Origin of the sequence: Pseudomonas fluorescens, assembly GCF_900636825.1 — a bacterium.
Lineage (GTDB): Bacteria > Pseudomonadota > Gammaproteobacteria > Pseudomonadales > Pseudomonadaceae > Aquipseudomonas > Aquipseudomonas fluorescens_BG.
In genome coordinates, this window is record NZ_LR134318.1 from 3,062,531 (window position 1) to 3,076,794 (window position 14,264).

Here is a 14,264-nt window from a genome sequence, read left to right on the forward strand (position 1 = left end):
AGCGATTGAAATCGCGTCAACGCCAGCGGTTGATCGCTTCTGGGAACAGTTTCAACAACAAAGGGCGGTCAGAGAACGGGCACGGATGTCATGGCTTAATTGTGCAGCATGAAATAATGCCCCTTCGACGCAGGCCACATCGGCGGGCTCAGCCGCCCATGCAACCGCTTCCCTCGACCTGATAGGTCGCGGTATGCCGCTCCCCTTTCGAGTCTTCGTAGACCAACTCGACCGGGACGATCCCACATGCGAGAGAGGTGTCGGTGATGCTGATGGTTTTGGCTTCATCCAATGGCACGCCGGTTTGTGCCGGCTGGGCACTTTCGGCAGCAAAGGTGGAGCCGGCAACGGCGGTCAGGATCAATGCGATCAATGTTTTCATGGGAGTTTTCCAGATAGGGGTCGAAGTGATTACACGTGGTGTTCGCGCAGCAACTGGCGTGCGGAGTCCGCCATCACCGGTAGCGCGCCGGCGAGCATCAGGACGTCTTTGAGCACCAGGCGTCCGGCGCCGGACAGATAAGGGAAGCCATGTTGCGCATCACCGAGCGCGCCGACCCAGGCTTCAGGCGTGGTGAGCAAAAAGCTCAGCGTGACCAGCGGCGTAGCGAAGGCCAAGGCTGCGCCCAACAGCCCGGTACGCCGCGAAATGGCATTGGAAAGCACCAGCAGACCGATAAGGATTTCGACGATGCCAAGGCCGGTTGAAAAGCCGTAGGTGTTATTCGCGGTTTGCCAAACGCGCTTGTCTGCGTTCAACTCGCCTTCATGGGTGAGGTGCGCTTTGTAGTCTTCGGGATGCTGGTAGAAGAACGACATGACCGGGCTGTTGGCAACAAAAGGCGTGATGCTGTCGGCTTCATAGGGAACGAATTTCAGCGCGCCGATCGACAGAAAAACCACGGCGATCGCCAAGCGCATGATTGTTGTTCCGCCGGTGTCGGCTTTGCTGATAAAACGCAGCCAGGCAATAAAGGATGTGGGCATGGGACTTCTCCAGGTGTTTGAATGTGGAGCAAGTCTGCTGCGGATCTAACGGGCGGTTTTGTGCGTCCTGCTCAATTTTTTAAGCGAAGCTCTCAAAATGAATTCGATCGATAAGCTCATCAGCCTGGCGAACGTGCGCGGCAGCCTGGATCTGCGCTGTCAGTTTCAGGGCGATTGGGCGCGAGACCACGAGCAGGAAGTCCTGGGCAAGGCGCCTTACCACGTCGTACTGAAGGGAGAATGTCGGGTCGAGTTTCCAGACGGACAACGCCTGCCCATGCGCGCCGGCGATATCCTGCTGTTGCCGCGCGGGGCGCCGCACATCCTGCACAGCGTCGGCAAGACGGTTGCGCCGAGCACGCCGAGTCTGGTGGCAAATACGCCGCTGCCGCTCTATCGCATTGGTGGGGTGACGGCGGATCTGGACATGCTTTGCGGCGGCTTTCACTACAACCGAACGTCGCTGTTGTTCGCCGCGCTGCCCGAACACCTGGTGATTCCCAGCGCCGCCCTGCCCGCCAGTGCGCCACTGCCGGCGCTGGTGGAAATGCTGCGCGGTGAAGCGGACAGCGAGCAGGCTGGCGCGCATTACTTGCTCGACGCTTTGTCCCAGGCACTGTTCACCTGGATCTTGCGCGCTCACCTCGCCAGCCACGGTCAACACACCGGCACGCTGGCCTTGCTGTCCGATCAGCGTCTGGGTCGGGCCTGGCAGTCCATGCTGGAAGATCCTGCGCATGAGTGGACCGTTGACGCGCTCGCGGACATCGCCAGCATGTCGCGCGCGACCTTCATGCGCGCCTTCGTCCGGGTAGCGGGCGTGTCGCCGTGGGCGTTACTGACTCAGGTGCGCATGGAGTTAGCGTTCAATTTGCTGAGCCATTCACACTTGGGTTTGAACGACATTGCCGCTCAGGTCGGCTATCAATCCCAAGCGGCTTTCAGCAAAAAATTCAAGGAAACCTATGGAGAGGCGCCGGGGCGAGTGAGGCGCGGATTGTGACCCTGTGAGTCAGCGATTACCGAATCACCCGATAGATCTCGGCCACCACTCGCATGACCGCGTCTTCGACTGTTCCTTCGTTACGGCACAGAAACCAGCCCTGGTCAGCAATCGCTTGTTCAAACCGCTCGGTACAAGCGACGTGTTCTGCGTGCTTCTGAATCACCGTTCCGCCCAGGCCACGCGGACGGTTTTTTGCTCTCGCCCATGACGTTTGCGCGGTCGTGATCACGCCAACGTGCAGATCCGGCACCCGCACGTTGCGCTCCATGTTCAATTGCAGAATCTCGGCGAACGGGACGGTTCGGCGAAATGCGGCGTCCGACGGATACCAGCGATCAATGAGGATGATGCTGCCCGTGGGCTGTCGAGGCAGCACGTGCTGGGAGATCCAGCGGCGGCTCTCGGCGAATTGCTGACAGACCGCCCACTCCAGATCCCGCGTGGGGTTTCTGGCGAGTTCGTTGACCAGCGCCATGGTCTGGCCCCGGTCGGGATCACTCTTGCGCTCGCACAGCCGAATGACTTTCTGACCGCCCGCCCGCAGCTCCTTGGTGATGGCCTCGAGCAGCGTGGTTTTGCCGACTCCCTTGGGCCCGTCGAGGGTGATGAAAAGCGGCGTATCGACGGCTGGGTCAATCATCCGAAGGGTCATAACTGTTCACATTCGGCACTTGCACATGCAGGCGACCGAGCAGATCGATCAGCGTGTCGACTTCCGCTGCGGTCAAGCCACTGAGCAGCCGCGCCTCACGCTCGAGTGCCACTTTCAGCACCCGGTCATGCAGTTCCTTGCCGGTGGGGGTCAGTCGCACGGTGTAACGCCGTGCATCCTTGGGATCGATTTGACTGGTAATCCGCCCCGCTGCCTCCAGCGTCTGCAATGAACGGCTGACAGCGCTCTTGTCGAGGCCGATGGCCTGGCAGATGCGATTGGCGGTGATGTCGGATTCGACCGCCAGCATCGAAAGCATCCGCCATTCCACCACGCCGATTCCGAAATGCTTGCGATAGCACTGGGAAGCGCCCGTGGCGAGTTTGTTCGCCAGGAATGTCACCAGACCCGGTACGTAACGCGACAGATTCAGCTGGGTATCGCTAGACATCAAGAAAACACCGTAGATCAGAGATCGTGCAATTTGGTTGACACCGCAACCAATTTGCCCGAGGATTTGCTCAGTCAAACAGTGCGGTCAGTGCGCCGCATCATAGCCGTAGCACAACCTCAAAAAAATAATTATCAGGTCTTGCTTATGAATCCTCGCCAGCCGTGTCCGTCCCAGTCTGTCGTGACGAGACTCCCTCGCTGCTTCCTCGCCCCCGGCTGATTCCCGTCTAGCCAGCAGCCCATTCTTTCCGTTTTTTTTCAGCCGTCACTTCAATGTGGAGGGAGAAGTCATGCTTCACGTCAAGGTCACCCGCAAGGCCGTCGAGGCAGAAGGTATCTGCAGTTTCGAGCTGTGTTCCGTCGACGGTCAGGCGTTGCCGCCGTTCAGCGCCGGTGCGCATATCGATATTCATATCGCCGATGGCCTCATCCGGCAGTATTCGCTGTGCAATGACAGCCAGGAGCGGCACCGCTATGTCATCAGCGTGCTGAAAGATCCTGCATCCCGTGGCGGGTCGGCGGCAATGCACGACACTCTCCAACAAGGCCAGACGCTGAGCATCAGCGAACCACGCAATCTCTTTCCATTGGCACCCGCAGCCAAGCGTCACCTGCTGTTCGGTGGCGGCATCGGCATTACGCCAATGCTGGCGATGGCCCATGAACTGCAGCACCAGCACGCCGATTTCCAATTGCATTACAGCTTTCGATCCGCTGAGCGCGCGGCGTTTATTGGCGACATCGGCCGAGCGCCGTTCGCCGGACGCGTGCACTTGCATGACGACAGCGGCTCAACCGCACAAGCACTCGATGCAACCGCCCTGCTCGCCAAGCCGGATAAGGAAAGCCATGTCTATGTGTGCGGCCCAACCGGCTTCATGAACTTCATTATCGCGACGGCACAGGCCGCTGGCTGGCCCGAAGTGCAGATCCATCGCGAGTTTTTCACCGCCGCGCCCATTGATCAGAGCGCTGACACGTCCTTCGAAGTGCAGTTGGCCAGCAGCGGGCAGATCTTTTACATCCCCGCCGACCGGAGCGTTTTCGAGGTGCTTGATGAGGCCGGAATCGCCATCGAGTCGTCTTGCGAGCAAGGCGTGTGTGGCACCTGCGTGATCGGGCTGCTCGACGGCGTTGCCGATCATCGTGACCAGTTCATGACCGCCGCAGAACACGCAGCCAATGACCGTTTCACGCCGTGCTGCTCACGGGCGAAATCCCCTCGTCTGATAGTGGACCTCTGACCCCAATACGAGCCATAGCCGCTCGCAGGAGAACGTTATGCCAACCACCGCTCTGCCCCTCGCCCATAACATTGCGCCCGGCGCCGCGCCGGTTTTCCCCCTGGATCAATGGTACGTCGCCGCGTTGAGCCGCGAGCTGCAAAAGCAGCCCATCGGCCGGACGCTGCTGAACAAACCTGTGGTGCTGTTTCGCACCGCGGATAACCAGGTTGCCGCGCTGGAAGACCGCTGCTGCCATCGCGCATTGCCGCTGTCCAGCGGCACCGTTGAAGCCGGCGGTTTGCGTTGCGGCTATCACGGCCTGCTGTTTGACGACGGCGGTCAATGCATCGAAATTCCCGGCCAGGACAAGATTCCGAGCAAAGCCAGGGTGCCCGCCTACCCCGTCTGCGAACAGGATCAGATCATCTGGATCTGGTTCGGCAGTGCGCAGCATCCGCAGCCGACGTGCGCGCCGCCGGCCTACGATGTGCACAGCAGCGGCAAATACCTGTTCGATGGTGATGTTTACCACTACGACGCGCCCTATCAGCTCATCCACGACAACCTCATGGACCTCAGCCACTTGGGCTACGTGCATCTACACACCATCGGCGGCAACGCCAGCATCCACATGAATGCGCAGATGCGCGTGGAAGGCGACGATTCGATGGTGCGCGTCGTGCGGCACATGCCCGACTCCGTGCCGCCACCGACCTACAGCGCAGCCTACCCGTTCAAAGGCAATATCGATCGCTGGCAGGAAATCGAATTTCACGTCAATCACTTGCGCATCTGGACCGGCGCCACCGATGCCGGCACCGATGATCTGAACAACCCTGAGCGTGGCGGTTTTCATATGCGTGGCTTTCACGGGGTAACACCGGAAACCGAGACCACCAGCCACTATTTCTGGACCATGGCGACCAATGCGGAGCACGACCCGGAAACCGTCAAAGCCAACGTTGTACATCAGACCCGGCTGACGTTCGATGAGGACAAGGTGGTAATCGAAGCGCAGTACCGCAACATGTGCCGTTTCGGCACGCGGCCGATGATCGATATTCACGTCGACGCGGGTGCCAATCGCGCTCGCCGAATCATCGAGCGCTTGCGCAACTCGTCATTTCAAGAGCGCCCTTGAAAGCCAGGATCGTCCGAACGCTCGCGCCGCGTTCGGACGATCTTTTGACCTTTAGCGCGACGGAAACACCACGCCGACCTGCTCGGCATACTTGCGCCACGCGGCCTTGAGGCGTTCAACCGTCTGTGGCTGGGCAGTTGCGAGATCATGGGTTTCCCCACGATCTTGCGTGACATCGAACAACTGCCATTGCGGCGGTTGCGCGTGATCGCCAAAACCGGTTTGCGGTCGCATGCCGAGCAATTTGAGATTGCCCTCGCGGTAGTAAGCATTACCGAACAACTCGCCGGCCAGATTGCCGCCAACGTGAGGACTGTTGTCGCCCTTGAGCATTGGCAGAATCGAGCGGCCAGTGATCGGGTGCTTGCCCGGCTCGTTTGGCACGGTGATTCCCGCCAATTCGAGAAAGGTCGGCGCCAGATCGTCTACCCGCGCCACGCCTGTTTCCACACCCTGACGACGCAGTGTCTTTGGCAGTTGAATGATCGCCGGCACGCTGATCCCGCCTTCAGCCGTAGTGCCCTTGAACAGGTGAAACGGCGCCGCGCTGACTTCCGCCCAGCGCAAGCCGTAGTCGATTTGCGAACCTGGCTTCCCGAGATTGCTCAGGCTGTTATCGGTGTGCGCACCGGGCGGATAGAACTGCGCGTGGTTTTCCGCCGCGGCACCGTTATCCGACATGAACACGATCAGCGTGTTGTCGTACTGACCGCTTTCGCGCAAGTAGTCGATCACCCGGCCGATGTTGTGGTCGAGGTTGTCGACCATCGCCGCGTAGATCTCCATTTTTCGCGCTTCGAGCTTTTGCTGCTCAGCGCTCAATTGCTCCCAGCCCGGCAGTTTCGGGTTCGCTGGCAATGGGTTTGCCGGCTGGAAATCCGCGGCCAACAGCCCGAGCTTTTTCAGCCGTTCGATGCGCGACAGCCGCACGCTGTCGTAGCCTTGATCAAAACGCCCGCGGTATTTATCCAGGTATTCCTTGGGCGCTTGCAATGGCCAATGCGGCGCGGTGTAGGCCGCATAGGCAAAGAAGGGTTTGCCTTGGCGCTGGCTGTTTTGCAGATAACCGAGCAGTTTGTCGGTATAGAAATCGGTGGAATAGAACGTCTCGGGCACCTCGACCGCCTGGCCGTTTTCGCGGTAATGCACTTGCTCCAACGCGCTCGGCGCAACGCTGGCCGGTTTGAAGTGCGACGCGCCGCCTTCGAGCAGCGTGAAGGACTGCTCGAAACCACGTCGATCCGGGCCTTGGTCGGCTTCCAGGCCCAAGTGCCACTTGCCCACCATCGAGGTGTTGTAACCGCCCGCTTTGAGCAGTTCGGCGACTGAATAGGCGCGCCCGTTCAGGTAACCTTCATAGCCGGGCTTGCCGCGCTGAAACGGCTGCAACGCTTCGGCCATGGTGCCCAGCCCGACCAGGTGATTGTCGGTGCCGGACATCAGCATAGAGCGAGTGATCGAACAGGTCGGCGCCGCATACATGCTGGTGAACTGCACGCCCTGCCGGGCCAGTTCATCCAGCCGCGGCGTATGAATTTCGCCGCCGTAACTGGCCAGATCCGAATAGCCGAGATCGTCCGCCACGATCAGCAAAATATTCGGTTGGCTGGCCGCCATGGCCACGCCACTGCCCATTGTCAGGATGCAACACAGTGCCGCCAGCGGTATCCGCGATAGAACCATCGGTTTTTCTCTTATTGTCATTGAAGGAGCGTGTCGATCAGACTGCTTGTTCTTCGAAAATCGCCACGGCGCGCACAAACCCTGCGGACGCGTGGCGAATCTTGTACGGGAAGCATGACACCGTGAAACCGCTGGCCGGCAGCGATTCAAGGTTGGCGAGTTTTTCCATCTGTCCATAGCCGATATCACGCCCGGCCTTGTGGCCTTCCCAGATGATCGAGGCATCGCCGCTGGCAGCAAAACGTTCGCGGGTGAATTTGAACGGCGCGTCCCAGCTCCAGGCGTCCGTGCCGACCACGCGCACGCCGCGTTCCAACAGGTACATCGTCGCCTCGCGCCCCATGCCGATCCCGGCATCGAGATAGCCCGGCTGGCCGAACAGCGCGCCGGCACGGGTGTTGATCAGCACGATATCCAACGGCCGCAGCGTATGGCCGATGCGTGCCAGTTCGGCTTCGACCTCTGCGGCGGTGACCACATGACCGTCCGGCAAGTGGCGAAAATCCAGCTTCACGCCGGGCTGCAAGCACCAGTCCAGCGGCAACTCATCAATGCCAAACGCCGGCTCGCCGCCATCGGTGGTCGACGCGTAATGCCATGGCGCGTCCATGTGCGTGCCGCTGTGCGTGGTGATCTGCAAACGCTCGGCGGCCCACGATTCATTGCCGGGCATTTGCTCCAGCTGCAAACCCGGAAACATCGCGGCCATTTCCGGCCAGCCTTGCTGGTGGTCCATGTAATCGATGTGCGGCAACAGCGGCGGCGGGTCTGTGTACGGGTTGTTATCGAGGGTCACGGAAAGGTCGACCAATCGACGTTTACGCTGGGTTGGCTGTGACATGGGACGAATCTCCGGGCAGCGGCAGATGCCGATAAGGGGCTGGATTGAGGGCGTTGCGGATCAGCGCGGCGACGTTGCCGTCATGGCTGAAGCCGGCAGCGCGGGCAAGTGGGGTTTTCAGGGGCGGCATGCGCCCGAACAAGGTTTCGAGGTTTTGATCGGCAGCGAAACTGATCAGCGCGCGGCGCTGTTCGCCGTAACTCGCGGCCAGCCCATCGATGACCTGAGCGATGGACAAATGCAGCACCGGCAGTTGCCAGACTCGCTGTTGCGCAGTGGCGGTATCCAGTTCGGCGGCATGGATCAGGTTGTTCACGCAACAGCGCGCCGACATCCACCACGCCGTCGCCTCGGGCGAGACCGGGCAGCAATAATCAGCGCCTTCGGCAAAGGCACGCATCAAGTCACTCATGAACGCCGAGCGCAAACCGTTGGGTTCGCGCGGGCGAGCAACAATGCCCGGCAGGCGTACCGCGCGGCCATCAACTTCACCGCGCCGACCGAGGTCGACCAGCGCGCGCTCGACCATCGCCTTGTGCGTGCCGTAAGACAGCTGCGGCCGCAGCTCGGCCTGCTCGTTCATCTTCGCTGGCAGATCAGCGCCGTACACCGCGACGCTGCTGGCATACACCAACACTGGCGGCCGCGCGCCGGTGCGCATCTGATCAAGCAGTTCGAGGCTGGCCAACAGATTGACTTGATAACCCAGCTCGTAATGGGTTTCCGCCGTGCCGCCGGGAATGCTCACCAGATGGAACACCACGTCGATGCCATCGGCCAGAATCCGGCGCATCAGCGCGGTGTCGGTCACGCTACCACTGTGTCGGCGTACGCGCGGATCGTTCGGCAAGCCTTGTACATCAGTGTCCAGTGCCAGTAACGAACGGATCACTTGTCCGCGCAGGCTGCCGCGCGCCAGCAGGCAGCGCAGCAGTTCGCGACCGACGAAGCCATTGGCTCCGGTAATCAATACACGCATGGGCGGCCCTCAGCCTTGGGCCTTGACGACGCGCTGCTCGATTGGGCCGAACATTGACTGGCCGTCGCTGCCGACAACGTCCATGCGCACTCGGTCACCGAAACGCATGAAGCCTGTCTGCGCGGCGCCCTGCTCGATCATCTCGATGGCCCGGCGTTCGGCGATGCAAGCCGAACCGGCGCTGCGCTCGGCGTTCGACACCGTGCCAGAGCCGATCAATGTGCCGGCACGCAAGCGTCGAGTCAGCGCCGCGTGGGCGATCAATTCGCCAAAATGGAAATTCATTTGCCCGCCGTGGGGCTGGCCGAACCATTCGCCGTTCCACTCGACGTGCAACGGCAAATGCACGCGACCGTCGCGCCAGGCGGCGCCGAGTTCGTCGGGGGTGATCGCCAGCGGCGCGAAACTCGACGATGGCTTGGCCTGCAGAAAACCGAAGCCGGTGCGCATTTCCCGTGGTGCCAAGGCGCGCAGGCTGACATCGTTGATTTGCAAAATCAGCTTGATGTGCGACAAGGCGTCGTCGGCGGTGCAGCCCATCGGCACGTCATCGACCAGCACGACAAATTCACCTTCAAAATCGATGCCCTGGCTTTCGCTCGGCAACTCGATGTCATCGCGCGGGCCGATGAAATCATCGCCCGCGCCCTGGTACATCAGTGGCGTGCGGTCGGCACCTTCGATCGGTTCGAGATTGAACGCTTTTTGCATCAACGCACCGTGACTGAGAAACGCCGAGCCGTCGCACCACTGATAGGCACGCGGCAGCGGCGCCATCGCTTGAGCGGGGTCGAAGGCCAGCGTCTGACGGCTATCGCCCTCCTCCAGTTGCCGCGCCAGGTTCTGCAAGCGCGGTTCGGCAGTCGCCCAGTTTTCGATGGCGTGCTGCAAGGTCGGCGCGACGGTGCTAGCGTCCATGGCCCGCGTCATGTCGCGCGATACGACGACCAATTGGCCGTCACGGCTGCCATTTTTCAAGGTTGCGAGTTTCATGCCTGGTCTCCCTGACTGCGTTGCAGTTCGCTGGCGTAGCGCCCGTCCAACAAGATGAAAACCATGCGCGCCATGGCTTCGGTGCGGTTGCTCCACGCGTGATTGGTGCCGCGCTGGACCACGACGTCACCGCGTTTGAGCTGGACTTCCTGATCGTCGAGCACCAGCCACACTTCACCTTCGGTGACGATGCCGTAATCGAGGGTTTCAGTGCGGTGCATCAATTTGTGCCGCGCATTGCCGTTGCCAGTGCCGGCGTGCGATTGGCCGATCTCGGCGAACACCGCCGCTGCATCGGCATCGCTGACCTGGTTCTGCACGCTGTCCGGCGGAATATCGACCACGCGAATGACGCTGCCCTGCCCGTCCGGGCTCAGTTGCAAGGGTTTGCGCGTTGGGTCGTCGCCGTTATCGAGCACCGCCGGGCTGGCGCTGCTGTTCCACAATTCATGAAACACCGTGCCGGGCACGGCTTGCAGCTCGAATACGCTGGCGGTCGGGCCGCAACTGGCAATCACCGCGCGGCCGTGGGCGTCATGCCCGGTGACCACGCGTTTGAAGGGGGGAAGCGCTTGCATGGAAAATCCTCGTTCAATGGCCGTTTTCGATGGAGTCGTGGCCACCGACATTCGGCCGAGCCAGCAGACCACCGAGCCTCGGCACGGAGAGACAGAACAGCGCCACGACCAGTTGCAGCCAACTGATCATGGCCAACGCTTGTGGCAGCACCGAAGTCGCGCCGCCGGTGATGCCCAGCACCGCCAGCGGGCTGATGAACTCACCGGCGAAAATCGCCGCGGTAAAACATCCCGCCGCGCGTCCGCGTTGATCGAACCCGACTTGCGCCATGATCCAGGTGATCAGCGTCGGCAACATCAAGCCGATGCCCAGGCCGTTGACCAGCACCGCGACCACCACTTGCGCGTGACTTCCGGCGGCGGCCATCAGCAAACCGCCAATGCCCGCCAGTCCATAGGCAATCAGCAACACGTGCTGGCTGCGCACGCCGCTGAGCAAACGAAAACTCAAGGCGCCGGCCAGCACGCCGAGTTGGTTGGCGCCCATGGTCATACCGATCTGCTGCGGTGCATCGACGTGCAGCAGGTTGAGCAGATAACCGGCCTGCACCGGCACGATGAACAGGCTCAGGCCGGCGAGCAGCGACAGCGCGTACATCGGCGTCAGCGCGCGCCATGGAAATGCGCGCAGCGCCGGCACCGGCAAAGCTGTCGTCGCTTGCACGCGCGGTTGGGGCTCCCAGAGTTTCCAGGCCATCAGCGGCAGGAAAATCAGCCCGACTGCGTACAAAGCAAACGGCGTACGCCAGTCGTTTTGACCGAGAAAGCCACCGAGGGCGATAAACACCGCTGCCGACAGCGAGGTAGCGACCATCTGCAAGGCGAACAGCCGTTCACGCCGCGCGCCGCTGTAGTAATCGCCCATCAACGTCGTGCAGCAGGTCATGATCCCCGCCTCGGCCAGCCCGATACCGGCGCGGCTGGCGACGATGGCCGGCAACGAGTCCAGCCACAACGGCAAGACGCCGCAGACCACGTACAGCGCCATGCTCGCCAGCAACAGCGGTTTGCGGCCGAGGCGATCGACGATCAGTCCGGCAAATGGCGCGAGCAAGGCAATCATCAACGCCGGCAGGGTCAAGACGATCGGCACCAGAACCGCACTGCCCGGCACTTCGGCGAAATGCGCCTGCATGCGTGGCAACACTGGCGCCAGTAACACCGCGCCGAGCACCGGCAAACAGCTGCCGAACAGCAACAGCAGCGATTGCATCAATCCGGCTTCACGGCCGTGGTTTTGCACTGACGATTCAACGGCCATGACAAGTCTCCCGATGCCGCGATTGGTGAACGTCCGCCAGCACGGCGCTGGGCGGCTGGGCCACGCTGATCACCTCGACCGACGCTTGCGCGCCGCGTTGAGGGCGCTGCGCCGGCAGCAGGAAGTACGCCAGCGCCGGCAGCAGCACCAGAGCGCCGACCATGTTCCAGACGAACATGAACGCCAGCAGCACGCCCATGTCGGCCTGGAATTTGATCGGCGAGAAAATCCACGTCGCCACGCCAATCGCCAGGGTGATCCCGGTGAGCATCACCACTTTGCCGGTCGATACCAGCGCGCGGTAATACGCCTCGGACAGGCTCGCGCCCTGGCGCAAATGGCCGAGCAGAATGCTCATCACGTACAGCGCGTAGTCGACGCCGATGCCGACGCCCAGGGCGATTACCGGCAAAGTCGCAACCTTTACGCCGATGTTCAGCCAGACCATCAGCGCCTCGCACAGAATCGAGGTGACCATCAGCGGAATCACTGCGCACAGCGTGGCGCGCCAGGATCGGAAGGTAATCAGACAGAGGATGATTACCGCGCCATATACCCAGAACAGCATTTCGCGGTTGGCCTGTTTGACGACGATGTTGGTCGCCGCTTCGATCCCCGCGTTGCCGGCGGCCAGGAGAAATTGCACGTCCTGATTGTTGTTGGCCGCGGCGAATTGCTCGACGTGCTCGACCAGCCGCGTCAGGGTTTCGGCCTTGTGATCGGTGAGATAGGCGTACAGCGTCAGCAGGCTGCAGTCTTCGTTGTACAGACCGCGCGGTGCGCTGGCGGTGATCATGTTGAGCATCGCCTGATTGTTCTGCAGCTCGTACCACTTGGCGCTGCCTTCGCTGAGCCCGACCAGCATGCGCCGGTTGAGCAACGCCAGCGAGTTGGTCGAATCCACCCCCGGCAGTGCGCGCAATTGCCAGTCCAGCGCATCGACTTTGGCCAGAATGTCGTAACGCGCACACTGGCCCGGCGGGGTCTTGACCATTACCGCGAACAAGTCGCTGCTGGCGCCGTAATGCCGGGTCAGCAAGGCGTCGTCCTGGTTGTAGCGCGAATCAGCGCGCAGTTCAGGGGCGCCGGCATCGAGGTCGCCGATCTTCAACTGCAGGCTGACCACAAACCCCGACACCGCCAGCGCCAGGCTGATGGCGATGCACAGGCTGGCCCAGCGCCGCTGGGTGAACAAATCCAGGAAGCGCCAGAAACCGTGACGACGCTGGCCGGCCTGTTCGTTTTGCTCGCTCTTCAGGCTCAGTTGCGCCGCGCGTGGCGTGACGCCCACATACGAGAGCAACACTGGCAAGAGGATCAGGTTGGTGAAAATCAATACCGCGACGCCGATGCTGGCGATCACCGCGAGGTCCTGAATCACCTGGATCTTGATCAGCATCAGCACGGCAAAGCCCACCGCGTCACACAGCAATGCGGTAAGCCCGGCGAGAAACAGTCGGCGAAAGGTGAACCGCGCCGCCACGACCCGGTGCATGCCGCGACCGATATCCTGCATGATGCCGTTCATTTTCTGCGCGCCGTGGCTCATGCCGATGGCGAATACCAGGAACGGCACCAGCACCGAATACGGGTCGAGCTGATAGTCGAGCAGCGGCAACAGGCCGAGCTGCCAGACCACCGCCACCAGCGAGCAGAACACCACCAGCACGGTGCTGCGCAGGCAGCGGGTGTACCAGAACAGCACCGCCGTGGTGATCAGAATCGCTACGGCGAAGAACAGCAGGATCTGCTTGAGCCCGGCGATCAGATCGCCGACTTTCTTGGCGAAACCGGTGATGTGAATACCGATCTTGTCGCTTTGATATTCGCTGCGCAGCGCTTCCAGTTGCTCGGACAGTACCGAGTAATCCAGCGCCTGGCCGTCGCTGGTAGTTGCCAGCAATGGCACGTAAATAATGCTCGAAGTCTGATCGAATGCCACCAGTTGCCCGAGTTCGTTGGAACGCTGCACGTTGCGGCGCAAGGCGTCGAGGCTCGCCGGGGTGCCAGCGTAATCATCGGGAATCACCGGCCCGCCATCCAGACCGTCCTCGGTCACCGCGACCCAACGGGTGGCCGGCGTCCACAACGACTTCATGTAAGCGCGATCGACACCCGGCAGCAAATACAGCTTGTCGCTCAGCGCCTGCAGGGTTTTCAGATAGTCAGCGTCGTAGATATCGCCCTGACGGTTGGCGACGACAATGCGCAGCGAGTTGCCCAAACCGCTCAGCTGCTTTTGATGCTCAAGATAATTGGCAATGTACGGCTGCTGGGTCGGGATCATCTTTTCGAAACTGGCGTTCAGTTCGATGCGCGTGGCCTGATAACCGAGCAATACCGTGGTCACCAGACATACAAGCAACACCCACAGGCGATGATTGAACAATGTACGTTCCACCAGCGAGCCGGAGCGCGGGTCGAAACTCGCCAGGCTGGCCGTGGCGTTATCGAATGGTTTCAT

Annotated in this window: 14 protein-coding genes; 3 read left to right on the forward strand and 11 right to left on the reverse strand. The window is 61.3% G+C overall.

The features are described 5' to 3' along the window. Positions 1 to 148: 148 nt before the first annotated feature. Positions 149 to 382, reverse strand: coding sequence for a DUF2790 domain-containing protein (locus EL257_RS13800; RefSeq protein WP_126363372.1), 234 nt, complete (start codon positions 380 to 382; stop codon positions 149 to 151). Between the two features lie 29 nt (positions 383 to 411). Further along, on the reverse strand, positions 412 to 987 hold the full coding sequence (gene rclC, locus EL257_RS13805; RefSeq protein WP_126363374.1) for a reactive chlorine resistance membrane protein RclC: 576 nt from the start codon (positions 985 to 987) through the stop codon (positions 412 to 414). A 97-nt stretch (positions 988 to 1,084) separates the two neighbouring features. On the opposite strand from rclC, the gene EL257_RS13810 reads away from it, so the two are divergent. Next, positions 1,085 to 1,990, forward strand: coding sequence for an AraC family transcriptional regulator (locus EL257_RS13810; RefSeq protein ID WP_126363376.1), 906 nt, complete (start codon positions 1,085 to 1,087; stop codon positions 1,988 to 1,990). Positions 1,991 to 2,006: 16 nt separating this feature from the next. On the opposite strand, the gene EL257_RS13815 is transcribed toward EL257_RS13810, so the two are convergent. Further along, complete coding sequence (locus tag EL257_RS13815; RefSeq protein WP_126363378.1) at positions 2,007 to 2,633, reverse strand: dTMP kinase; 627 nt, start codon at positions 2,631 to 2,633, stop codon at positions 2,007 to 2,009. Then, positions 2,626 to 3,096, reverse strand: a complete 471-nt coding sequence (locus EL257_RS13820) for a MarR family winged helix-turn-helix transcriptional regulator (protein WP_126363381.1) — start codon at positions 3,094 to 3,096, stop codon at positions 2,626 to 2,628. The genes EL257_RS13815 and EL257_RS13820 overlap by 8 nt, the downstream gene beginning before the upstream one ends. A gap of 292 nt (positions 3,097 to 3,388) precedes the next feature. Here EL257_RS13820 and EL257_RS13825 point away from each other — a divergent pair, with 292 nt between their 5' ends. Continuing rightward, positions 3,389 to 4,342 (forward strand): PDR/VanB family oxidoreductase, encoded by a 954-nt coding sequence (locus EL257_RS13825; protein ID WP_126363383.1) that lies wholly within the window; start codon positions 3,389 to 3,391, stop codon positions 4,340 to 4,342. 37 nt (positions 4,343 to 4,379) lie between these two features. Next, a complete protein-coding gene (locus EL257_RS13830) occupies positions 4,380 to 5,465 on the forward strand; it encodes an aromatic ring-hydroxylating dioxygenase subunit alpha (protein WP_126363385.1) in 1,086 nt (361 codons plus the stop codon). A 51-nt stretch (positions 5,466 to 5,516) separates the two neighbouring features. On the opposite strand, the gene EL257_RS13835 is transcribed toward EL257_RS13830, so the two are convergent. The 7 genes from EL257_RS13835 to EL257_RS13865 are packed head-to-tail and all read right to left on the reverse strand — an operon-like array spanning position 5,517 to position 14,264. Then, the gene (locus tag EL257_RS13835; RefSeq protein ID WP_126363387.1) at positions 5,517 to 7,148 is read right to left on the reverse strand and encodes an arylsulfatase; all 1,632 of its coding nucleotides are present in this window, start codon (positions 7,146 to 7,148) and stop codon (positions 5,517 to 5,519) included. A gap of 37 nt (positions 7,149 to 7,185) precedes the next feature. Then, the gene (locus EL257_RS13840; RefSeq protein ID WP_126363389.1) at positions 7,186 to 7,989 is read right to left on the reverse strand and encodes a cyclase family protein; all 804 of its coding nucleotides are present in this window, start codon (positions 7,987 to 7,989) and stop codon (positions 7,186 to 7,188) included. Continuing rightward, positions 7,967 to 8,968: an NAD-dependent epimerase/dehydratase family protein gene (locus EL257_RS13845; RefSeq protein ID WP_126363391.1), complete on the reverse strand. Its 1,002-nt coding sequence runs from the start codon at positions 8,966 to 8,968 to the stop codon at positions 7,967 to 7,969. The genes EL257_RS13840 and EL257_RS13845 overlap by 23 nt, the downstream gene beginning before the upstream one ends. 9 nt (positions 8,969 to 8,977) lie before the next feature. Next, positions 8,978 to 9,961: a fumarylacetoacetate hydrolase family protein gene (locus EL257_RS13850; protein WP_126363393.1), complete on the reverse strand. Its 984-nt coding sequence runs from the start codon at positions 9,959 to 9,961 to the stop codon at positions 8,978 to 8,980. Continuing rightward, positions 9,958 to 10,539, reverse strand: coding sequence for a cupin domain-containing protein (locus EL257_RS13855; RefSeq protein ID WP_126363395.1), 582 nt, complete (start codon positions 10,537 to 10,539; stop codon positions 9,958 to 9,960). The genes EL257_RS13850 and EL257_RS13855 overlap by 4 nt, the downstream gene beginning before the upstream one ends. 13 nt (positions 10,540 to 10,552) lie before the next feature. Continuing rightward, positions 10,553 to 11,800, reverse strand: coding sequence for an MFS transporter (locus EL257_RS13860; RefSeq protein WP_126363397.1), 1,248 nt, complete (start codon positions 11,798 to 11,800; stop codon positions 10,553 to 10,555). Beyond that, complete coding sequence (locus EL257_RS13865; protein WP_126363399.1) at positions 11,790 to 14,264, reverse strand: efflux RND transporter permease subunit; 2,475 nt, start codon at positions 14,262 to 14,264, stop codon at positions 11,790 to 11,792. Before EL257_RS13865 ends, EL257_RS13860 begins: the two co-directional genes overlap by 11 nt.